Origin of the sequence: Kitasatospora sp. NPDC090308 (assembly GCF_044769485.1) — a bacterium.
Lineage (GTDB): Bacteria > Actinomycetota > Actinomycetes > Streptomycetales > Streptomycetaceae > Kitasatospora > Kitasatospora fiedleri.
This window is the reverse complement of the sequence record NZ_JBIVXY010000010.1, coordinates 64,206-85,440: the sequence shown is the minus strand read 5'-3', so window position 1 is coordinate 85,440 and position 21,235 is coordinate 64,206. Positions and strand designations below refer to the sequence as shown.

Here is a 21,235-nt window from a genome sequence, read left to right as displayed (position 1 = left end):
GGTGACCGGACCGGAATTCCCATTCACGTGGTCACCGGAGAACGATTCCACCGGGCCCGCCGACGCGTCCTCTTCTGAATTGCCTGGTCCCGGTGGAGGTCTTTCCCGGTTGAGCAACCGCGGAGAAGGAAAGGGGTGCCGCGCGTGCCACCTTGGTCCCAGCATCGTTCCCGCCCGCCGATTCCCGGCGGCGGTGCCGTACCTGGAGGCCAGTGTGGATCTGTCGCCCATCGTGACCAAGGACGAGTGGCTCGCCGCCCGGAAGGACCTGCTGGAGCAGGAGAAGGAGCTCACCCGCCTGCGCGACGCGGTCTCGGCGTCCCGGCGCGCGCTGCCCCGGGTGCGGATCGAGAAGGAGTACGTCTTCGAGGCGCCCGGGGCCTCGCCCACGCTGCTCGACCTGTTCCAGGGCCGCCGGCAGCTGATCGTCCGTCACTTCATGTTCGACCCGGCCTGGGAGGAGGGCTGCCCCGGCTGCTCGATGCAGGCCGACTCGGTGGGGCACCTGGCCCACCTGCACAACCGCGACACCTCGTTCGTCATGGTGGCCCGGGCGCCGATCGCCAAGATCGAGGCGTTCCGGCAGCGGATGGGCTGGGACCTCCCCTTCGTCTCCTCCCACGGCAACGACTTCAACCACGACTTCCACGTGACCACCGACAAGGGCGAACTGCCCGGTGTGAGCTCCTTCCTGCGCGAGGGCGACGAGGTCTTCCACACCAACTCGGTGTACGACCGCGGCAGCGAGGTCACCCTGAACACCTACAACTACCTGGAGATGACCCTGCTGGGCCGGCAGGAGGAGGGCCTGGCCCGCCCCTGGGACTGGTGGCGGCACCACGACCGCTACGACGACGAGAGCGCCAAGGGGCCCGGCGAGAACTGGTGGAACGGCCAGGACAAGTTCAGCTCCTGACCGGCCCCGCCCGGCCCTGAGCACGCGCGAGCGCCCCCGGGCGTTCGCGCGCACTCGCGTGCCCGCGCGCCCGTCCGCCCGCCCACCGGTACGCGGAAGCGGACCCGCCGGGACCGGACGGCCCGGGTGGCCGGCCCGCAGCGGGCCGGCCACCCGGGCCGTCGCGGTGCGCCGCCGCTCAGAGGTCCCCGGCCAGGAAGCGCAGCACCAGGCGGTTGACCTCGGCGGGCCGCTCGACCAGTCCGAGGTGGCCCGCGCCCGGGACCACCTCGGCGTGCGAGCCCGCGGGCAGGCCCGCGACGATGTCCGCCAGCACCGCCTCGGTGATCACGAAGCTGGGGTCCTCCGAGCCGAAGAGGTTGAGCACCGGCCGGCTCGGCGGGGCGCCCCAGACGGCGGCATGCTCCTGGATCCACTCCGGCGTGCCGAAGCGGTCGGGCGGGAAGGCCGTCCGGTACAGGGCGAGCGCCGCGGCCAGGTTCTCCGGCGCGCGCAGGGCGTCCTTGGCGTGCTTGAGGTCCTCGGTCGCGTCGAAGCCGTCCGCGGTGAACTTCCGGTAGATCCAGTCGAGGTAGCCGAGGTCGTCCGCCGCGACCACCTGCTCGGCCACCGCCGTCTGGAAGAACCAGAAGTGGCTGAGCGCGTCGGTGCCCCGGGGCGTCAGGACCATCGGCCCGAACACCGGCAGCGGCGGCACGTCGCAGACCACCGCCCGCGACCAGCGCTCCCCGTCCTGCGCCGCGCCCCACACCGCGGGGGCGCTGAAGTCGTGCCCCACCAGGACGGCGTCGCCGTCGCCGCCCAGCGCCTCGTGCAGGCCGTTGATGTCGGACACCAGGTCGGCGATCGCGAAGGAGCCGTCCGGCGGCAGCGTCGAGGGCGCGAAGCCGCGCAGGTACGGGGCGACGGCGCGGTAGCCCGCCGCGGCCAGCGCGGGCATCAGGTGGCGGTAGGTGGCCGGGGACATCGGGAAGCCGTGCATGAGCAGGGCCAGTGGTCCGTCGCCCTGTTCCAGGTAGGCGAATTCGATGGCGTTGACGGTGGTTCTCTTCACTGTCACGGTCGGGGTCCGTTCCTCGCGGGGGAAAGGGAATGCGCGCGGCGGCCGAATCGCATTCGGCCGCCCGGCGCCGGCGGGCGGCGGAACGGCCCCCGCGGAAACATCCGCCGGTCCGTTCCGCCGATCGCCCTCCGATGGTCCCGGCAATTCCCCCGGACCTCTTCTCCGTGAATGCCGTCTTTCCCCGCCGCGCACCGGCCCGCCGGACCGTTCGGGCGGACCGGTCGGGCCCGGCCGGTGGGGCCGCTCAGCGGCCCGCGGGCTGCTCCTCGACCTCGACCCGCGGGTCGGCCGCGGTCGCGGGCGGCGCCTCGGCGCGGGGGCGCAGGCCCACCCACACCAGGCCCACCGCGAGGAGCGTGACGATCACGTCGACGCCGAGCGCCAGCCGGATGCCGTCCAGCTGCACGGCGCGGGAGGCCGCGACGGCGCTGAGGATCGGGATGCCGATGGTGGCCGCCACCTGCTGGCTGAGAGCGGCGAGGCCGGTCGCCAGCCCCTGCTCGGAGTCCGGCAGGCCGGAGGTCGCGGTCACGGTGTAGGCGACGATCGAGGTGACGTGCCCGAAGAAGCTGATGAACAGGGCGGGCAGCAGCACCGCCAGCATGACCCGGTCGGTGCCGAGCAGGACCAGCGGCGCGGTGGCCAGCCCCTGCACCGACAGGCCGACGGTCAGCACGGCCCGGGTGCCGAAGCGGCCGATCACCCGGCCCGCGATGACGCCGGCGGCCACCGCCGCGAGCCCGGGGACGCCGAAGATCAGGCCGGTGGTCAGCGGGGCGAAGTGCAGCACGTCCTGGAGGTACAGCGTCATCAGGAAGATCAGCGCGCTCTCCATCGCGAAGACGACGAGCCCGGCGAAGTTGCCCCACTTCACGGTGGGACGCTTGAGGATGCGCACCGAGGCGAGCGGCGCGGGCGCGCGCAGCTCGATCGCCCAGAACACGCCGAGCAGCACCACGCCGACGGCGGCGACCAGCAGGTTCTTACCGATGATGCCGTAGGTGAACGCGAGCAGGCCGGCCGTCACCGAGACGGCGCCGGGCACGTCGAGCCGGACCTTCTCCGGGGCCCGGCTGTCGGCGATCAGCCGCGGCGTTGCGATCAGGATGGCGACGGCCACCGGGACGTTGATCAGGAAGGCCCAGCGCCAGCTGAGCAGCCCGACCAGGGTGCCGCCGACCAGGGCGCCCACCGTGAACCCGCCGGACAGCAGCGCGCCGTTCAGGCCCAGCACCCGCTCCCGCATCGCGCCCTCGGAGAACGAGGTGGTCAGCAGGGACAGCGCGGCCGGGGCGGCCATCGCGGTCGACAGGCCCTGCAGGACGCGCGCGGTCAGCAGCGGGCCGCCGCTGTCCGAGACGCCGCCGAGCACCGAGGCCACGGTGAGCAGCGTGATGCCCGCGAGGAAGAGCCGGCGGCGGCCGAACAGGTCGGCGATCCGGCCGAACAGCAGGGTGAAGCCGGCGGCCGGCAGCGCGTAGGCCGACGCCACCCACGGCAGGTCGTCGGAGGATATCCCGACCCCGGAACCGATCTGGGGGAGCGCGACGTTGAGGATCGAGAAGTCGACGGAGAGCATGAACTGCGCGCCCAGCAGCACGAACAGGGTCAATCTGAGCCGGGTGCTCATGCGGTTCCGCGGGTCGGGAATCGTGGTCATGCCAGCAAGCGTGGGAGATCACCCGCCGGCTAGCCAGACACCTGCTGTTCGTCCCACTGCGAAGGCTAGGCTTGGCAGTGCGACTTTCAGCATAATGAGACGCATGGATGAGCTCGGGAAATTCCTCAAGTCCCGTCGTGCCAGGCTGCATCCGGCGGACACCGCGCTCGGGAGCTACGGCGGGCGCCGCCGCGTCCCGGGGCTGCGCCGGGAGGAGCTCGCCCAGCTGGCCGGGGTCAGCGCCTCCTACTACGCCCGGCTGGAGCAGGGGTTGGGGCAGAACGTCTCCGACGCCGTCCTCGACTCGCTGGCCCGGGCGCTGCGCCTGGACGACGCCGAACGGGCCCACCTGCTCGCGCTGGCCCGCCCCAACCGCGCGGCGGCCAGCTGCGCCGCCCGGGTGGCCCGCCAACTCCCGGACGGGTTACAGCGGTTGATGGCGATGATGGGCGACGTGCCGGTCATGGTGCTCTCCCCGACCTCCGACGTGCTGGCCTGGAACCCGCTGGCGCGCGCGGTGTTCGGCGCGCACCACGAGGACCGCGAAGGGGATGAGGGGCACGAGGTCCGGGCCGGGCACGAGGGGCTGCCCAACATGACCCGGATGATCTTCCTCGACCCGCCGACCCGGGCGCTGTTCGCCGACTGGGAGGGCAAGGCCCGCTCGGTGGTCGCACACCTGCGGATGGTGGCGGCCAGGTTCCCGGCCGACGGCCGGGTCCGCGCGCTGGTCGGTGAACTACTGTCCTCCGGAACGGAGTTCGCCGCCCTGTGGGAGGACCACTCGGTGGCCAACTGCGACTCGTTCACCAACGTGCTGCGCCACCCGCAGGTGGGGGAGCTCACCCTCTTCCAGGAGGTCCTGCGGACCGAGCAGCCGGAGCTCATGGTGGTGGCCTTCACCGTCGAGCCGGGCTCCCCGTCCGAGACGGCGCTGCGCCTGCTGGGCGCGCTGACCGCCGACCGCGCGGACCACCGGGTCGCCGTCTCCTGAACTTCCGCACGGGAGAGCGCCGGTGACGGTCCGTCAGGCCGGGCGGGCCACCGCGGTGATGGCCGCGGTGACGGTGGCCTGCAACTGCCGGGCGTCCGCCCCGGCGCGGGAGCGCAGGTTCACCCCGTGGGCCAGCAGGGCCAGGACGTCGGCGGCCGGGCCCGGGTCGGTGTGCGCGGCGAGCTGGTGCTGCCGCTGCGCCGACACCAGGGCGGTGTGCAGGGCGGTGCGCAGCCGCTGGTGCTGCCGGTCGAGGACGGCCCGCACCGCGGGGTCGGCGTTCTCGCTGCCCGCGTGGGCGTTGGAGAACATGCAGCCCCACCGGGCGAACTCGCCGGTGCAGCGGGTCTCGACCAGCCCGGCGAAGAACTCGCGGACGGCCGGCAGGCCGCGGTCCCCCTCCTCCAGCGGCCGGAGCAGCAGCCGGGAGCGCTCCCGGGCGTAGCGCTGCAGCGCGGCGCGGTAGAGCTCCTGCTTGCCGCCGAACGTGGCGTACAGGCTGGAGCGGTTGAGCCCGGTGGCGTTGACGATGTCCTGGATGCCGGTGGCGGTCACGCCCTGCCGCCAGAACAGGCGCATCACGGTGTCGAGCGCCGCGTCCGGATCGAAGTGCTTGACGTCCGCCATGTCCCCACCACCCCGTCTCGAACCGTCGGTTCCAAGATATCCGGATCCGCCCTTGACCGGGGGAGCGCCCCTGCCGCTATCTTGGAACGGCTGTTCCAGGATGACCGCGGGAGGGGACCGATGAGCGTCAACGCCGAACTGCGCGCCTTCTACGAGCGCCGGCAGGAGCAACTGCCCACCGAGGTGAGCGAGGTGATGCAGCGGGCGACCCGGGAGCTGGCCGCCTCCGGGCAGGCCGACCGGGCGCTGGCCGCCGGGGCGCGGGCGCCGTCCTTCACCCTGCCCTCGGCCACCGGCCGGAGCGTCGACCTGGCCGCCCTGCTGGCCGACGGCCCGGTCGTGCTGACCTTCTACCGGGGCGCCTGGTGCCCCTACTGCAACATCGCCCTGCGCTCGCTCCAGCAGCACCACGCGGCCATCGCGGCCCGCGGCGCCCGGCTGGTGGCCGTCTCGCCCCAGATCCCGGACGAGTCGCTGTCGCAGGCCGAGAAGAACGGGCTGGACTTCGAGGTGCTGAGCGACCTCGGCTGCGACACCGCCCGGCGGTACGGCCTCGCCTTCGACCTGCCGGAGGACCTCGCGGCCGTCTACGCCCGGGTCGGCATCGACCTGGACCGCTCCCAGGCGGGCCACCCGCGCACCCTGCCGATCCCGGCGACCTACGTCATCGACCGCGCGGGCACGATCCGCTGGGCCTTCGTGGACGCCGACTACACCGCCCGCGCCGAGCCGGCCGACGTCCTGGCGGCGCTCGACGGGCTCGACGGGCCGGACGGGCGGGGCTGACCGGCGGGACCGGTCGGCGCTACCGATCGGCCGCCGTCGCATCGACCACGTCCTACCGGTGGCCACCGGACGTATCCGGAGACGAACTCGGGGTGATCGGGCACCCGGCCGGGAAGCCCCGGCCGAGTGCCCGCGCGGACGCCCGGCGGCCCGATCGACGGCATGCGCGTCGAGGCCATTCCGGAGGGCCGGGAACCGGGGGCGGGGATTCCGGTCGTGTCCGGACGGTACCGGGGAGGCGGGGCGGGGAGAACCGGCGGGCATCGGGTGATTGTTCGATCGATCCGGTGGTTTCTAGCGGGTGCCGGCCCGGCTCAGGCGCCTGGCCCCGTCCAGCTCCGGAAGGGCCAGCAGGATCGGCAGGTCGAGCCGGGTCACCTCGCGCAGCTGGACGTCGGTGCTGTAGGCGCGCCCGCCCCTGGCTCTGACCGCCCAGCCCGAGCCGACGAGTCTGGGCGGACGGATCTGGTGCCGGGGGAAGGCGTCGTCCGTGGCCACGGCCGCCGCCCGGATGAACCACAGCCCGTCGGGGACGTGCAGGTGGAACGGCCGGGCCTCGTCCAGGATGTCGCAGGCCTGCGGGTAGCCCTCCACGATCGGGGTGTTGAACGCGCCCACGTAGACCCGGACCGGGCCGACCTCGAAGGGGAAGTGCAGCTGCCCGGTGACGGAGGACAGGCCGTGCCCGGCGCGGGCGGTCGGCGGGACGAGCGGCGGCAGGTCGTCGTCCTGGGCCAGCGCGCGGTAGCGGGTCGGCGAGACGCCGACGCTGCGGGTGAAGCGGCTGGTGAAGGTGCCCAGGCTGTTGTAGCCCACCCGGTAGGTGATGTCGGTGACACTGTCCTGCGTCTCCAGTAAATGCTGCTTGGCCATGAAGATGCGGATCGCGGTGAGGAATCGGCCGGGCGAGGTTCCAGTCAGCTGGTTGAAGATCCGGGAGTAGTGGAATTTGCTGTAGGAAGCGATTTCGGCCAATTCCTCAAGGGAAATCGGATCCGCGTGATTCTGCCACATCGTCCCTATGCTCCGCTCTATTGCCGCCGCAATCGACATTCGGATATCCCTCACCTGGGCTCGTTGTCCGCTCGCTCGCCTTGCCTTGGATCGGTGGTCCGGCTCGGACCTTGACGGGGACACGGCAGAACCGCCCCGGGTGCGGGGCGGACGGGGTGGCCCGGTCCGCGCTGAACTGGCGCCTCGGAGGCCGGACGGCCCGGGGGCTCCCTTATTCGGCACGTTCCTCCCCGGCTCGTCGGAACCACTCGTCGGAACCGGCCGCGAAGCACTCGGCCGGCTTTGGTCCAGACACATCGTTTTGCCAATGCGTGACTATTGCACCTCCTGGATTGCGGTCTGGGTCAAGCGGCGGAATTCAGCCACCGGCAGCGGTGCCCTATAGGCCCCCGAACGCCCGCCGTCGGCTACCGGCGGCACGCACGGAGAAGCCCGCCCCGGAGCGTCCCCGGAAAATGAACGCGGGACCGGATTGAACGCGCTTCACCGGGGAAGGGAATGCTGACATGACCGCAATGCAGGACGTCCGCGCCGACCTGGCGGCGGAGGGGTCCGCACTCGCCCGGCTGGTCTCCGGCCTGCCGCCCGACCGGTGGTCCGCGCCGACCCCGGCCGCGGGCTGGACGGTCCGGCACCAGGTCGCGCACCTGGCGCTCGTCGCCCGGCTGGTCGACCTCGCGGTGCGCGACCCGGCCGCCTTCGCGGACGAGAGCGCCCCCGTCCGGGCGGACTTCGAAGCCGGCATGGCGGCCCTGCTCGCCCGGCACCTCGCCGAGCCCGCCCCCGAGCTGCTGCGGCACTGGGCCGAGTGGCGGGCCGCCGCCGAGCGGGGGCTCGCCGCCGCGGACCGGCGCCGGACGGTGCCCTGGCTGGCCGACCCGCTGCCGGTCGGCGTCCTCGCCGCGGTCGCGCTGACCGAGCTGTTCGCCCACGGCCAGGACGTCCACGACGCCCTGGGCGTCCCGTACCGCTTCACCGACCGGATCGGGCACGTCGCCTTCCTCGGCACCAGGACCAGGGACCTCGCCTACCGGGTCCGCGGCCTGGAGCCGCCCGCCGAGCCGTTCCGGTTCGAGCTGACCGCCCCCTCCGGCACCTCCTGGACCTTCGGCCCCGAGCAGGCCGACCAGCGGATCAGCGGCCCCGCCGCCGACTTCTGCCTGCTCGTCACCCGGCGCCGGCACCGCGACGACCTCGCGCTGAGCGCCGTCGGCGCCGCCGCCGACCACTGGTTGGGCATCGCCCAGACCCACCCCGGCCCGCCCGGCGGGGGCCGCGCGCGCATTGGGCAATATCGCGGATAGCAGGCCCGGTCGGCGGCCTGGTTTCCTCGCTGTCGGGCCCCAGGGCCCGTCTTCGCACCCCCGCCCGCCCCACGGCACCCGGCACGCACCGGACACCGCGGGGCCGCGCCGGGGGTGCGGAGACGGACCCCGGTACGGCCCACCCGCCACGAGGGACCTGGAGGCACCGTGCCGGAACGACGCACGCGTGGGTGGCTGCTGATCGGCCGGGCCTGCGCCACCACCGCCATCATCGCCGGACACCTGATCGCCGCCCTGCCGCTGCTGGCCACCCGCCGCGGCCGGGCCCGGATGGCCGACCGGACGCCGCGGCTGCTGACCGCGCTCGGCCCGTTCTTCGTCAAGGCCGGACAACTGGTCAGCACCCGCCGCGACCTGCTCCCCGAACGCTGGTGCGACGCGCTGGCCGAACTGGCCGACGAGGTGCGCCCGCCGCGCCGCGCCGCGGTCGCCCGCACCCTCGCCGGGGCCGGACTCACCGACGCCTTCGCCGAGTTCGACTGGGAGCCGGTGGCCTGCGGCAGCATCGCCAGCGTCCACCGCGCCCGGCTCGCCGACGGCACCGAGGTCGCCGTCAAGGTGCAGCGGCACGGCATCCGCCCGGTCCTGGAGGCCGACCTGCGGCTGGCCCTGCTCGGCGCCCGCGCCGGACGCGTCCTGCCCGGCATGCGCGACCTGCCCGCCGAGGAGATGATCGGCCAGCTCGGCGGCGCCGTCCTGCACCAGCTCGACTTCACCGCCGAACGCGACGCCCTGCTCCTGCTGCGCGCCAACCTCGGCGACCACACCGACCTGCGCATCCCGGCCCCCGTCGAGGGCCTGTGCGCGCCCGGCGTGCTCACCATGGAGTTCGTCCCCGGCCTCGGCCGCTTCCGGCCGCTGGGCATGACCCCCGAACGCCGCCGGGAGGTGGTCCGCGACGTGCTCCGGGCCGTCTACCGGATGCTCTTCGTCGACGGCCTGGTCCACTGCGACCTGCACCCCGGCAACCTCTGCCTGGACGCCGAGGGCCGGGTGGTCGTCCTGGACGCCGGGTTCGTGGTGCAGCTGCCCGACCCCGTCCGGCGCTCCTTCGCGGGCTTCTTCCTCAACATGGCCCAGGGCAACGGCCCCAGGTGCGCCGACATCGTGCTGGCGAGCGCCGCCCGGCTGCCCGCCGACCTCGACCGCGAGGGCTTCCGGACCGCGGTGACCGCGCTGGTGGACGAAGCCTTCGGGGCGCTCTCCAAGGACTTCGAGCTGGCCGCGTTCGCCCCCCGGCTGTTCAAGCTCCAGCGCGACTTCGGGGTGTTCGCCGCCGCGGAGTTCGCCTTCCCGCTGCTGTCGCTGCTGGTGCTGGAGGGGATGATCAAGGAGTTCGACTCCGAGGTCGACTTCCAGGCCGAGGCCGTCCCGGTGCTGATGGCCTCCTTCGCCAAGGACGTCGAGCTGGACGCCGCCCGCACCCCGCAGGACCGGGCGTGAACGCCGCGGCGCCGGGCACGGGCCCCGCCGGACGGGCCGGGGGAGCGGCCGGCCCGCTGGTCGCCGTCACCGGGGGCACCGGCTTCCTCGGCGCGCACACCGTCGCCGCCCTCGCCGCCGCCGGGGCCCGGGTCCGGCTGCTGGTCCGCGACCCGGCCCGGACGGCCCCCGCGCTCGGCCCGCTCGGCGTCCCCCCGGACACCGTCCGGACCGTCACCGGCGACGCCACCGACCCGGCCGCGGCGGCCCGGCTGTGCGCGGGCGCGGACGCGGTGCTCCACCTCGCCTCGGTCTACTCCTTCGACCGCCGCCGCCGCGCCGACATCGCCCGCACCAACGTGCTCGGCACCGAGACCGTGCTGCGGGCCGCGGTCCGCTCCGGCGCCGGAGCGGTGGTGCACGTGTCGACCGTCGGCGCGCTGATCCCCAGCGCCGACCCCGAACTGCACGCCGACAGCCCCGTCGGACACCCGGCCGAGCCCTACCTGGCCAGCAAGGCGGAGTGCGAGCGGATCGCCCGGCGGCTGCGCGACGGGGGCGCACCGGTCCGGATCGCCTACCCGCCCGCCCTGCTCGGCCCGCACGACCCCGGACTCGGCGACCAGACCGGACGGCTGCGCGACACCCTGCGCGGCCTGATGCCGCTCTGGCCCACCGGCGGCTTCCCGCTCGGCGACGTGCGCGACACCGCCGCCGCGCTGGCCGCCCTCGCCACCGCGACGGCCCCCGACACCCCCGACCGGGTCTTCACCCCCCACCGCTACCTCACCACCGCCGACTACCTGGCGGCCCTGCGCACGGCCACCGGCCGCGCCCTGCCCGCCGTCCGGCTGCCCGGCCGGGCGATGCTCCCGGCCGCCCGGCTCGCCGACCTCCTCCAGCGCTGGTGGCCCTGGCACATCCCGGCCGAGTACGGCGCCGCCTACACCTGCGTCCACGCCGCACCCGTCGCTCCGGCCGCCCCCCTCGGCGGCCCGGCGCCCCGCGCGGTCGAGGAGACGATGGCCGAAACCGCCCACTGGCTGTACCGGACCGGTCTTCTGACGTACCGTCAGGCGGGCTCGGCGGCCGAACGGACCGGACCGTGACGGCGGCGCCGCACCGCGCCCGCCCCGCCGTCCGTCCCGCCGTCCGCCCCCGTGCCCACTCCTGTGTCCGCCCCTGCCGCCCCACCCCCACCCCGAGGAGACGACCGTGACAGCGGAACCGACCCAGCAGGACGCGTCCGTGCCCGCCCAGACCCCGCCCGCCCCGACCCCGCACGCCTCGACCCCGCCCGCTCCGACCCCGCACGACCCCGCCGAGCAGCTCGCGGCCTACCGGCGCAGCCGGGCGGCGATCGCCGCCCTGGCGTCCGGGCTGCCTGACCCGGCTGCCGTCGGGGTGCCCGCCTGTCCGGACTGGAGCGTGCGGGACCTGATCGGGCACCTGGTGCACATCTGCGAGTCCTTCGTCGCGCTGGAGGACAGCCAGATCGACCTGGCCCCGCTGACCGGCGCTCCGGCGGCCGAACTGCTGGACCGCTGGGAGGAGTTGGACGGCGCACTGCCCGCGGCCCTGGAACGCACCCCGGAGCTGCGCCGACGCATCCTGCTGCTCGACGTGTTCTCGCACGAGCTGGACCTGCGGCTGGGCCTGGACGTGCCCGCCGAGCCGACCGCCCACCCCGCCTTCGACGGCGCGCTGGACCTGTCCACCATGGGCTTCGGCCTGGCGGTGCACGGCGGCGGGCTGCCGGCGCTGCGGATCGAGACCCCCGGGCGGGCCTGGGTGGTGGGCGAGGGCGACCCCGCCGCGACCGTGCGCGGGTCGGCGGTGGACGTGTTCCGCTCGCTGACCGGCCGCCGCACCCGGCCGCAGATCGAGGACCTGGAGTGGTCCGGCGAGCCGGCCGGGAAGTGGGCGCAGGCGTTCGCCTGGGGCCCGTTCGCGCCGCCCGCGGCCGAGGTGGAGCCGCTCGTCGGACGCTGAGCGGGACGGGACCACCCGCGGCGCGGCGGAGGGCGCGGCGCGGGGGAGGGTGCGCGTCGGAGGGGGACGCGCACGACGGAGGGGCGGGACCGCTGTCCGGCGGTCCCGCCCCTCTCGCCGCGCGGCGGCCCCTCGCGTCCCGGTCGGCCCTCACCTCCCGGTCAGCCCTCACCTCCCGGTCAAGGAGGGCACCCGCAGCGCGACGCCGTCCGGCCCGGGGCGCTGCGGGGAGTCCAGCCCCGGCAGGGCCAGCAGGATCGGCAGGTCCAGCGCGGTGAGCGGACGGGCGGCCAGCCGGACCGGGGCGTTCTCGTGACCGTGCCGCACGGTCAGCTCGGGGCCCGAGGCGACCAGCAGCGGACGCCGCTCCCACGGCGGCGCCGGGAAGTCGCTCGCGGCGACCACCGCCGCCCGGAGGAACCAGACGCCCTCCGGCACCCGCAGCGTGAACGGGCCGGGCCCGTCCAGGATCTCGCAGGCCACCGGTCGGCCCTGCACGATGGGCTCGCGGAATGCGCCGATGTAGATCCGCACCGCGCAGCCGGTCTCCGGCGAGCGGATGCTGCCCTGCACCGTACAGCTGCGGCGCTCGCCGCCCGGGTGCGCGGTGCCGGCGCCCTCGGTCAGCCCGGCCCGGGCCAGCGCCCGGTAGCGGGCGGGGGAGAGGCTGACGCTGCGGGTGAAGCGGCTGGTGAAGGTGCCCAGGCTGTTGTACCCGACGCGGTAGGAGATCTCGGTGACGCTGAAATCGGTCTCCAGCAGCATGGTCTTCGCCTGGTGCAGGCGGACGGCGGAGAGGAACCGTCCCGGCGAGGTGCCGGTGAGGTTGCGGAACACCCGGGAGAAGTAGAACTTGCTGAGGATCGCGGTGTTCGCGATCTCGTCCAGCGAGAGCGGCTCCTCGTATCTGTCCCACATGGTCGCTATCGCGCGTTCAACAGCGATCTGCACAGCGTCTCTCCAAGTTCGTCGACGGGTTCGAGGGCGGCCCGGGAAACTCCGGGGAATCCGGGGAGTTCCGGGGGAATCCGAAAGAATCCGAAGGAATCCGAAAGCTCTCCTCCGGCCGGTTCGGTGCCGTTCTCCGGAGGCGGACCTGGGGGTGCGGACATCGGTGGAACCGCGCCTCCCGGCGCGTGGAGAAACCGCCGGGTCGGGCGGGTTCCGCGGCCCGACCGCCGGAATTCCCGGGTGCCGGGAAATCCGTTCGGCGGTCGGTTCGGTGCTCGGTGCTGCGCTCGGTTCGACGGACGGACGGACGGTCGGTGCGGATCGGTGGTCGGGCGGCCGGTTCAGCCGTCGGACAGCAGCTGTCCGACCCGGCGCCGGGCCGCCCGTTCGCTCGCCCAGGCGCAGGCGGCGAGGATCTCCCGGTCGCCCGCGCCGGCCTGCCGGGCGGCGGCGACCACCCGGTCGTCGACCCGGTAGGAGGCCAGCGCGGTGAGCAGCGCGAGTTCGCCCACCGGGCGTTCGCCCGGCGGGAGTTCCGCCAGCGGCGCGTCCAGCCAGGCCCGGCCGAGGCCGGGGTCGGCGCCGTCCCAGCGGGCCAGCGCCTCGGCCACCACCGCCCGGACCCGGGCGGGCAGCAGGGCGGTGCCGACCCGGTCGACGGCCGCCGCGCTGCGGGCCAGCGCGTCGGCGATCCGCGGGTCGGCCGCGGCCCAGGCCAGGTCCGGCGGCAGCGGGGCCGGCGGCAGCAGCGAGAGCGAGGCGCCCGGTGCGGCGTCCGCCCGGGCGGACCCGCGCATCAGGCCGACCAGCACCCGCATCACCGGCCCGAGCGCCCGCACGGGGGCGTTCGGCGGCAGCGGGTGCGGGCCCAGGAAGACGTTGACCACGCGGTTGAGGTACTGCAGGCAGAGCGCCGTCCCGGCCAGTTCCGGGAGCAGTTCGGGCGGGAACGGCGGCGCGCCCCCGGTGCTGATCCACGCGGTCAGCCGCTCGGCGTCCGACCCGGGCCGCTCGGCGTCCGACCCGGGCCGCCCACCGCCCTGGTCCGGCCGCGAGCCGTCCGGCCCGGGTGGCCCGCCGTCCCGCTCCGGCCGTCCGGCACCGTCCCGGCGGCCCGGCAGCGGGCGCAGCGAGAGCGAGTCGAGCATGGTGCCGTGCACGGTGGTGCAGAACGGGCAGCGGTTGCCCGCCGAGACGGCCGCCGCCACCGCCTCCTTGGCCGTCCGCGGGGCGCGCCCCGCGACCAGCATCGTCTCGCGCAGCGTCGTCCAGGACGCGGCGAGCAGTTCCGGCACCGGGGCGTGCAGCGCCACCGGCGGGGCCAGCACCCCGAAGTCCCGTTCCAGCTCCCGGTAGACCCGGGCGGTGTCGCCGGCGGCCTCGCCGAACCCGACGGTCGACAGGTGCCGGACCTGGAGCAGGGAGAGCCCCCGGAGCGGCGCCTGGACGAGGCGCCGTCCGCCGCTCACGGGTTCATCCCCGATCCGGCCCGCGGGCCGCCGGGGTGTGCCGCTGCCTCGTCACCCGCAGGCATCCGCGAGTCCTCCTTCGGCTCGTCGACCTCTTGCGTGGGTCTCTTCCGTCGGTGCTCCACCCGATCGTGGCATTCGGAGCGGGTCCTTCCTTCTCCGTCCTTGCGCTGTGCCCCGGCCCGGGCCGGTCGAACCCCGCGGCCCGCCCCGGGCCGGGCCCGAGCGGGCCGGAGCGGCGAGGACCGGCCAGCGCCGGCCAGCGCCGGCCAGCGCCGGCCGGCGCCGGCCGGGTCCGGGGCGGGCGCGGCCTAGGGGATCGGGAAGAACGCCCGGACGAAGCGCTCGAAGAACGCGTCGCCGATGGTCCAGCGCATCCGCGGCAGCAGCCGGGACGGCATCCCGATCCGGTAGCGGATGCGGGGGCGGTCGCTGGTGACGGCCTTCTCGATCACCTTCGCCACGGTCTCCGCGCGCACCGCCATCCGGCCGCGGCCGGTGGGGTTCTCGGTCTCCCGGTAGGCGCCGTGCCAGTCGACGAAGTACTGCCAGAACTCGTCGTACAGGCCGGTCCGCTCCTGCCCGGTCATGCCGAGGTCGGCGACCGAGGTCGGCACGAACCCGCCGAGCACCGGGGACGGCTCGATCAGCACCACCTTGATGCCGTCCCGGGCCACCTCCAGGCGCAGCGAGTCGCTGACCGCCTCCAGGGCGTGCTTGGTGGCCTGGTAGTAGCCGCGGCCGGGGGTGGCGAACTGGCCGAAGATGGACGACATCATGACCACCCGGCCGCCGCCCTGCGCCCGCATCCCGGGCAGCACCAGCTGGGTCAGCCGGCACAGCCCGAACAGGTTGGTCTCGAACTGGCTGCGCACCTCGTCGATCGGGGTCTCCCCGATGGTGCCGTTGAGGCTGTACGCGGCGTTGTTGATCAGGGTGCCGACCGCGCCGTGCTCGGCGCTGATCTTCTCCACCGCGGCGGCCATCGACTCCTCGTCGTTGACGTCCAGGTGCAGCACCCGGATGCCCTCGGCGGCCAGGTCGGCCAGCGCCTCGGGACGGCGGGCGGTGGCGTAGACCGGCAGGCCGGCCCGGTGCAGCCGCAGGGCGGCGGCCCGGCCGGTGCCGGAGGACATGCCGGTGCTGGAGGAGGCGCCGGTCAGCAGGATCGCCCGCGAGCGGCCGCTCACCTGCCCTCCGCCAGGCGCTCGGCGGAGACGGTGGCGTCCTCCGGCTGCGAGGCGATCCGGCTGCGGGTCACCGAGTTGCCCAGGCCCAGGCCGTCCACCAGGCGGTTGATGAAGGCGAACAGGGCGGCGGTGAAGACCGCCTCCAGCATCTCCCCGTTGCTCCAGCCGGCCGCCTCGGTGGCGGCCCAGTCCTCGTCGGTGATCCGGAAGGCGCCGGTGCCGACCTTGGTGACCAGGCGCATCAGCACCTTGGTGCGCTCGTCGATCGGCAGCTCCTCGACCGAGGCGGCGCCCTCGATCGCGTCGGTCAGCTCCTGCGGGCCGCCGAACTGGGCCAGGAACCAGTTGTGGGTGCCCACGCAGTAGGGGCAGCCGTTGACCCGGGAGCTCCAGGCGGAGATCATCTCGCGGGTCGCGCGCGGCAGCACCCCGTCGTTGAAGACCCCGCCGTAGCCGGCGATCACCACCTCCAGCAGGTCCGGGCGGCTGGAGACCAGCCGGAACATGTCCGGGACGAAGGGGATGCCCATCCGCGACTTGATCGCGTCGTACAGCTCCTTCGTGCGGCCCTCGGCCGCCGCCTCCTCGACCAGTGGGACGCGGACCGTGCTCAGCACGTTCGGATCGGTCATGGGTGATCGCCCTCCCTTTCGACGGTGCGGCCGCCCGGCGGAATTCCCCGAAATGCCGGGGGAATGCGCGAAATGCATTCCCGGCGGGCGGCGGCGCGGTTTTCCCATGGTGGCAGGAATGGGACCGGGCTCTCGTCTCCCAGATTGCCCTGGGTGGGCCGGGCCAGGGAACGGCGACGGCCGCCCCGGGGGAGCGGGGCGGCCGTCGCGGTGCGGGGTCGGTCACTCGGCGCGCAGCCAGTCCGCCAGCCGCTCGCCGATCATGGTCGAGGTGAGGTTGGTGTTGCAGTTGACGATCTGCGGCATGACCGAGGCGTCGGCCACGTACAGCCCCTCGACGCCGTGCACCCGCAGCCGCTGGTCCACCACCGCGCCCTCGTCCTCGGCGGTGCCCATCCGGGCGGTGCCGACCGGGTGGTAGCCGCTGTCCAGGCTGGTGCGGACGTACTGCTCGACCATCGCGTCCTTCTCGACCAGCCGGTCGCTCAGCACGATGTAGCCGTCGCCGCGCGAGGCGATGCCGGGGTGGTTGGCCAGCTCCCAGCAGGTGCGCACGCCCTCGACCAGCTTCTCCAGGTCGCGGTCGGTGGAGAGGAAGTCGAGCCGGATGTCGGGTCCGGCGGCCGGGTCGGTGGAGGCCAGCCGCAGCCGGCCCACCGACTCCGGCTGCTGGTCCACCACCATCACGCCGAAGATCATCGGCGCCTGGGCGAGCATCTGGAGCTCGGGGAAGAGCGTCAGGTCGAAGTGGTTGACCATGTAGTACTGCAGGTCGTTGAAGTCCGCGGAGCCCTTGGAGGTGGTCCGCACCATGGTCTGCAGGAACGGCACGTCGGTGGAGACCTCGCCCTCCTTGGGCCGCAGGAAGACGCCGGTGCGCGGGTGGTCCTGGAGGTGGGCGCCGACGCCGGGCCGGTCGAGCCGCACCCGGATGCCCAGCCGGGTCAGGTCCTCGGCCGGTCCGATGCCCGAACGCATCAGCAGCGTCGGGGAGTTGACCGCGCCGGCGGACAGCACCACCTTGCGCGCCCGCAGCTCCTCCGGCACTCCGCCGCCGGCCGCCGCCAGCACGCCGGTCGCGCGGTCGCCGTCGAACAGCACCTCGTGCACCAGGACGCCGCCGCGGATCGCCAGGTTGGGGCGCGCCCGCACCTCGGGCGTCAGGTAGGCCATCGCGCTGGAGACCCGGAAGCGCGGGTCGCGGCGGTTGGACGGGATCGGGCCGATACCGGTCGCCTCGGGGTGGTTGTGGTCGGCGACCTCGGGGAACCCGGCCGCCAGGCTCGCCTCGGTGAAGGCGGTCTGCAGCGGCGTGGTCTCCGCGGGCTTGAAGCGGCGGATCGGCACCGGGCCGCCGCTGCCGTGGTAGCGGTCGGAGAAGTCCAGGTCGTCCTCCAGCCGCCGGTAGTACGGCAGCACCTGCTCGTACGTCCAGGCCGGGTTCCCGGCCGCCGCCCACCGCTCGAAGTTCTCCGGGACGCCGCGCAGGGCGATCGTCGCGCCGACCGCGGAGGAGCCGCCGGCGATCTTCCCGCGCGGGAAGATGATCCGCCGGCCGTCCAGGATCTCGGCGCGGAAGCGCCAGTCGTGGGCGTGCATCGACATCGCGTTGCCGTCGGTGATCTCGTGCGGGATGTCGGCCCGGTCGGGAAAGTCCGGACCGGCCTCCAGCAGGAGCACCGAACGGCCGGGGTCCTCGCTCAACCGGGCCGCGAGGGCCGCGCCGGCCGAACCGGACCCGACGACTATCACGTCATACGTGTGCACCATGGATTAAACCTCGCCAGACGGGGATTCGAAGAGGCCGATCTCAGCCGAGTTTCGCAGCGGGCCGCTGCCGGGTCTTCTCCGAGAATGCTCATTCCGGTACTCCGGGAAATCCCCGCCCCCGTCGCGCCGGACGGTCGGGCCGAACCCCGGCAACGTCAGAGAAGCACGCTTTGACGGCCCGGGACATCCTCAAGTGTCAGGTTCGGCGGCGGGATAGCGGCGGATAGGTAGAGAATTCTTTTGCAGCCGCCCCGGACAGCCGATTCTCCGTCACCCGCGGGAGGGAATTGAAATGTCGCCACGACGACGATTCCGCAGACTCGTACCCGGGTTGGTCACCGTATTGGTGGCCGCCTCGATGTTCTTCGTCATCCGGTCCTCGGTGGCGGTCGCCGGTGGTGATGACGCGGCAGCGGCCTACAGGTTCAAGGAACTCCCGATCGCGATGCCGCCGGGCTACGAGTCGCGGCCGATGAACACCATCCGCAAGGTCAATCCGGCGTACGAGAAGATCCGGGCCTGGATCTCCTCGGTCGGCGCCAGCATCGCCATCAACGACGTCACCGGCCACGGCCTGGCCGACGGCATGTGCATCGTCGACACCCGCACCGACTCCGTGGTGGTCACCTGGACCCCGACCGCCCCCGAGGCCGACCGGTTCACCCCGTTCGTGCTCGACGGCAGGCCGCTGCCGATGGACGACACCATGGCGCCCACCGGCTGCACCCCCGGCGACTTCAACGGCGACGGCCGCAACGACTTCCTGGTCACCTACTGGGGCCGCACGCCCGTCCTGTTCATGGCCCGGGCCGACGCCGCCGCACCCGCCGCCGAGTCGTACGCGCCGCGCGAACTGGTCGCCTCGGAGAGCCTGGACGGCCGCTACCACGGCCCGCGCTGGAACACCGACGCCGCGTACGTCGGCGACCTGGACGGCAGCGGCCACCCGTCGATCATCATCGGCAACTACTTCCCCGACTCCGACGTGCTCGACCCGCAGGGCATCCGCAACGTCCAGATGAACGACTCGCTGTCCAGCGCGAAGAACGCCGGCGGCGACCACGTGCTGCGCTTCCACTCCTCGACCGCCGGCGCCGAACCGGACGCCCGGTTCGTCGAGGAGAAGGACGCCATCGCCTTCGACGCCTCCACCGGCTGGACGCTGGCCATCGCCGGCGCCGACCTGACCGGCGACGCCCTGCCCGAGGTCTACATCGCCAACGACTTCGGCCACGCCCACCTGCTGCACAACGTCTCCACCCCGGGCCGCATCCGGTTCGAGGAGGCCACCGGCGAGCGCACCCCGACCACCCCGAAGTCCTTCGTGCTCGGCAAGGGCTCCTTCAAGGGCATGGGCGTCGACTTCGGCGACGTCGACGGCAACGGCAGCTTCGACATGATGGTCAGCAACATCACCGTCGCCTGGGGCCTGGAGGAGAGCAACTTCCTCTGGATCAACCAGGCCAAGGACCCGGCCGAGATGAAGCGCAAGCTCACCGACCGGGTCGCCCCGTTCACCCAGGAGGCCGCCGACCACGGCGTCGCCTGGACCGGCTGGGGCTGGGACGCCAAGATGGGCGACTTCCGCAACAGCGGGCAGCAGGACATCCTGCAGGCCGACGGCTTCGTCAAGGGGAACATCGACCGCTGGCCCTGGCTGCAGGAGATGGCCATGACCAACGACGACCTGCTCTCCAACCCGAAGCTCTGGCCGAACGTCGGCCCCGGCGACGACCTGGCCGGCGACGAGGCGATGGCCTTCTACGCCCGCACCGACAGCGGCAAGTTCGCCAACATCAGCAAGCAGCTCGGCCTCGACGTGCCGATCCCGACCCGCGGCATCGCCACCGCCGACACCACCGGCACCGGCGCCCTGGACTTCGCCATCGCCCGCCAGTGGGGCCCGCCGGCCTTCTACGCCAACCAGTCCGCGGCCCTCGGCCACGACCTGACCCTGCGCCTGTACCGCCCGGCCACCGACGCCGCGACCGCCGCGGCCGCGACCGGCACCGCCGCGACCGGCACCGCCGCGACCACCGCGACCGACGCCACCGCCGACCGGGGCCTGGCCACCACCGGCACCCCCGCCTACGGCGCCACCGTCTGCGTCACCACCCCCGACGGCAGGAAGCAGATCGGCCAACTGGACGGCGGCGGCGGCCACGGCGGCTTCCGCAGCTTCGACGTCCGCTTCGGCCTCGGCACCCAGAGCGGCCCGGTCACCGTCGACCTCGCCTGGCGCGACAACGGCGGCGGCCTGCACACCGAGACCCGGCAGCTCACCCCCGGGAGCCACACCCTCATGCTGACCGACGACATCCAGGAGGTGGCGGCCCGATGACCGCGACCGACATCTCCGGCGTGGCCACCCGCGCCGTGCGCCCCCCCGCCGCCAAGAAGCAGCCCAACCGCGACCCGCGCTACCTCGCCCTGCGCAACTTCGCCCTCTCGATGAGCGTCTTCAACATCTTCGGCTACACCCTGCTGGGCTTCGAACAGCCCTGGCTCTGGCCGCTGATCTGCGCCCCGTTCGGCTACGTGGTCGAGATCGTGCTGGAGCTGATCAGCGCCTGGGCGCAGCAGCGCACCCCGCGCTTCCGCGGCAACGGACTGCGCGGCCTGTACGAGTTCCTGCTGCCCTCGCACATCACCGCGCTCGCCGCGAACATGCTGCTCTACGCCAACGACCGGCTGCTGCCGATCCTGCTCGCCGTGTTCATCGGCGTCGCCGCCAAGCACGTCCTCCAGGCCCCCGTGTACGGCCGGATGCGGCACTTCATGAACCCGTCGAACTTCGGCATCACCATGGCGCTGGTGCTGTTCGGCTCCTGGATCAGCATCGCCCCGCCGTACGAGTTCACCGAGAACGCCAACACCTTCTTCCGGATCGGCATCCCGCTGATCATCACCACCGCCGGCACCGTCATCAACGCCATGCTCACCAAGCGCGTCCCGCTGATCGTCGGCTGGCTCGGCGGCTTCGTCATCCAGGCCCTGCTGCGGCACTGGATCTGGGACGTGGCGATCTTCTCCGCGCTCGGCCCGATGAGCGGCGTCGCCTTCGTCCTCTACACCAACTACATGATCACCGACCCGGGCACCACCCCGTCCAAGGGCCGCAACCAGTTCATGTTCGGCGCCTCGGTGGCCATGGTCTACGGCGTGCTGATGCTCTTCAACGTCGTCTACACGCTGTTCTTCGCCACCACCATCGTCTGCGGCCTGCGCGGCGCCGGCTGGTGGGTGGCGCACTTCCGGAACAGGCGCAAGCAGGAGGGCGGGCCGGTTGAGGTCCCCTCCGGCCAGTCGGGCGCGCCCGAGCGGCCCATGGGCAACGAGGCGGTGGCGGCGTGAGCGACAGCGCAGGACGACCGGCCCGGGACGGCGGACAGCCGACCGGCCGGGGACGGATCGCGGTGGTCGG

General features: G+C 73.6%; 18 protein-coding genes. 9 read left to right on the top strand and 9 right to left on the bottom strand.

Going from position 1 to position 21,235, the window contains the following annotated elements:
* The first annotated feature begins 214 nt into the window (after positions 1-214).
* A complete protein-coding gene (locus ACIQVD_RS22575; protein WP_100834722.1) occupies positions 215-916 on the top strand; it encodes a DUF899 domain-containing protein in 702 nt (233 codons plus the stop codon).
* A 178-nt stretch (positions 917-1,094) separates the two neighbouring features.
* Here ACIQVD_RS22575 and ACIQVD_RS22570 read toward each other — a convergent pair whose 3' ends face one another.
* Positions 1,095-1,976 carry an alpha/beta fold hydrolase gene (locus ACIQVD_RS22570; protein WP_402291367.1) on the bottom strand — a complete coding sequence of 294 codons (882 nt, stop codon included), beginning with the start codon at positions 1,974-1,976 and terminating at the stop codon, positions 1,095-1,097.
* Positions 1,977-2,223: 247 nt separating this feature from the next.
* Positions 2,224-3,639: an MFS transporter gene (locus ACIQVD_RS22565; RefSeq protein ID WP_100834720.1), complete on the bottom strand. Its 1,416-nt coding sequence runs from the start codon at positions 3,637-3,639 to the stop codon at positions 2,224-2,226.
* 103 nt (positions 3,640-3,742) lie between these two features.
* Between ACIQVD_RS22565 and ACIQVD_RS22560 the strand changes: the two genes are divergently transcribed.
* Complete coding sequence (locus ACIQVD_RS22560; protein ID WP_402291364.1) at positions 3,743-4,633, top strand: helix-turn-helix transcriptional regulator; 891 nt, start codon at positions 3,743-3,745, stop codon at positions 4,631-4,633.
* Positions 4,634-4,666: 33 nt separating this feature from the next.
* Here the strand turns inward: ACIQVD_RS22560 and ACIQVD_RS22555 are convergent, their stop codons facing one another.
* Entirely contained in the window at positions 4,667-5,260 is a 594-nt protein-coding gene (locus ACIQVD_RS22555) for a TetR/AcrR family transcriptional regulator (RefSeq protein ID WP_282204641.1), read from the bottom strand.
* 120 nt (positions 5,261-5,380) lie between these two features.
* On the opposite strand from ACIQVD_RS22555, the gene ACIQVD_RS22550 reads away from it, so the two are divergent.
* Complete coding sequence (locus ACIQVD_RS22550) at positions 5,381-6,046, top strand: peroxiredoxin-like family protein (protein ID WP_402291362.1); 666 nt, start codon at positions 5,381-5,383, stop codon at positions 6,044-6,046.
* Between the two features lie 294 nt (positions 6,047-6,340).
* Here ACIQVD_RS22550 and ACIQVD_RS22545 read toward each other — a convergent pair whose 3' ends face one another.
* On the bottom strand, positions 6,341-7,021 hold the full coding sequence (locus ACIQVD_RS22545) for a helix-turn-helix transcriptional regulator (RefSeq protein WP_199527986.1): 681 nt from the start codon (positions 7,019-7,021) through the stop codon (positions 6,341-6,343).
* Positions 7,022-7,566: 545 nt separating this feature from the next.
* Between ACIQVD_RS22545 and ACIQVD_RS22540 the strand changes: the two genes are divergently transcribed.
* From ACIQVD_RS22540 to ACIQVD_RS22525, 4 genes are all read left to right on the top strand, one after another.
* The gene (locus tag ACIQVD_RS22540; protein ID WP_233533374.1) at positions 7,567-8,364 is read left to right on the top strand and encodes a TIGR03084 family metal-binding protein; all 798 of its coding nucleotides are present in this window, start codon (positions 7,567-7,569) and stop codon (positions 8,362-8,364) included.
* Between the two features lie 168 nt (positions 8,365-8,532).
* Positions 8,533-9,828: an ABC1 kinase family protein gene (locus ACIQVD_RS22535; protein ID WP_402291360.1), complete on the top strand. Its 1,296-nt coding sequence runs from the start codon at positions 8,533-8,535 to the stop codon at positions 9,826-9,828.
* Positions 9,825-10,916, top strand: a complete 1,092-nt coding sequence (locus ACIQVD_RS22530) for an NAD-dependent epimerase/dehydratase family protein (RefSeq protein ID WP_402291358.1) — start codon at positions 9,825-9,827, stop codon at positions 10,914-10,916. The genes ACIQVD_RS22535 and ACIQVD_RS22530 overlap by 4 nt, the downstream gene beginning before the upstream one ends.
* A 106-nt stretch (positions 10,917-11,022) precedes the next feature.
* Positions 11,023-11,799: a maleylpyruvate isomerase family mycothiol-dependent enzyme gene (locus ACIQVD_RS22525; RefSeq protein WP_402291356.1), complete on the top strand. Its 777-nt coding sequence runs from the start codon at positions 11,023-11,025 to the stop codon at positions 11,797-11,799.
* A gap of 168 nt (positions 11,800-11,967) precedes the next feature.
* Here the strand turns inward: ACIQVD_RS22525 and ACIQVD_RS22520 are convergent, their stop codons facing one another.
* From ACIQVD_RS22520 to ACIQVD_RS22500, 5 genes are all read right to left on the bottom strand, one after another.
* The gene (locus ACIQVD_RS22520) at positions 11,968-12,717 is read right to left on the bottom strand and encodes a helix-turn-helix transcriptional regulator (protein ID WP_402291354.1); all 750 of its coding nucleotides are present in this window, start codon (positions 12,715-12,717) and stop codon (positions 11,968-11,970) included.
* A gap of 374 nt (positions 12,718-13,091) precedes the next feature.
* Positions 13,092-14,219, bottom strand: coding sequence for a carboxymuconolactone decarboxylase (locus tag ACIQVD_RS22515; protein ID WP_402291352.1), 1,128 nt, complete (start codon positions 14,217-14,219; stop codon positions 13,092-13,094).
* Positions 14,220-14,530: 311 nt separating this feature from the next.
* Positions 14,531-15,409, bottom strand: coding sequence for an SDR family NAD(P)-dependent oxidoreductase (locus tag ACIQVD_RS22510; RefSeq protein ID WP_199846898.1), 879 nt, complete (start codon positions 15,407-15,409; stop codon positions 14,531-14,533).
* Complete coding sequence (locus tag ACIQVD_RS22505) at positions 15,406-16,041, bottom strand: carboxymuconolactone decarboxylase family protein (protein WP_400680569.1); 636 nt, start codon at positions 16,039-16,041, stop codon at positions 15,406-15,408. Before ACIQVD_RS22505 ends, ACIQVD_RS22510 begins: the two co-directional genes overlap by 4 nt.
* 222 nt (positions 16,042-16,263) lie before the next feature.
* Positions 16,264-17,811 (bottom strand): GMC family oxidoreductase, encoded by a 1,548-nt coding sequence (locus ACIQVD_RS22500; RefSeq protein ID WP_402291349.1) that lies wholly within the window; start codon positions 17,809-17,811, stop codon positions 16,264-16,266.
* Positions 17,812-18,142: 331 nt separating this feature from the next.
* Between ACIQVD_RS22500 and ACIQVD_RS22495 the strand changes: the two genes are divergently transcribed.
* Complete coding sequence (locus ACIQVD_RS22495; protein WP_402291347.1) at positions 18,143-20,152, top strand: ASPIC/UnbV domain-containing protein; 2,010 nt, start codon at positions 18,143-18,145, stop codon at positions 20,150-20,152.
* Positions 20,149-21,165 carry an enediyne biosynthesis protein gene (locus ACIQVD_RS22490; protein ID WP_402291345.1) on the top strand — a complete coding sequence of 339 codons (1,017 nt, stop codon included), beginning with the start codon at positions 20,149-20,151 and terminating at the stop codon, positions 21,163-21,165. The genes ACIQVD_RS22495 and ACIQVD_RS22490 overlap by 4 nt, the downstream gene beginning before the upstream one ends.
* Positions 21,166-21,235 lie beyond the last annotated feature (70 nt).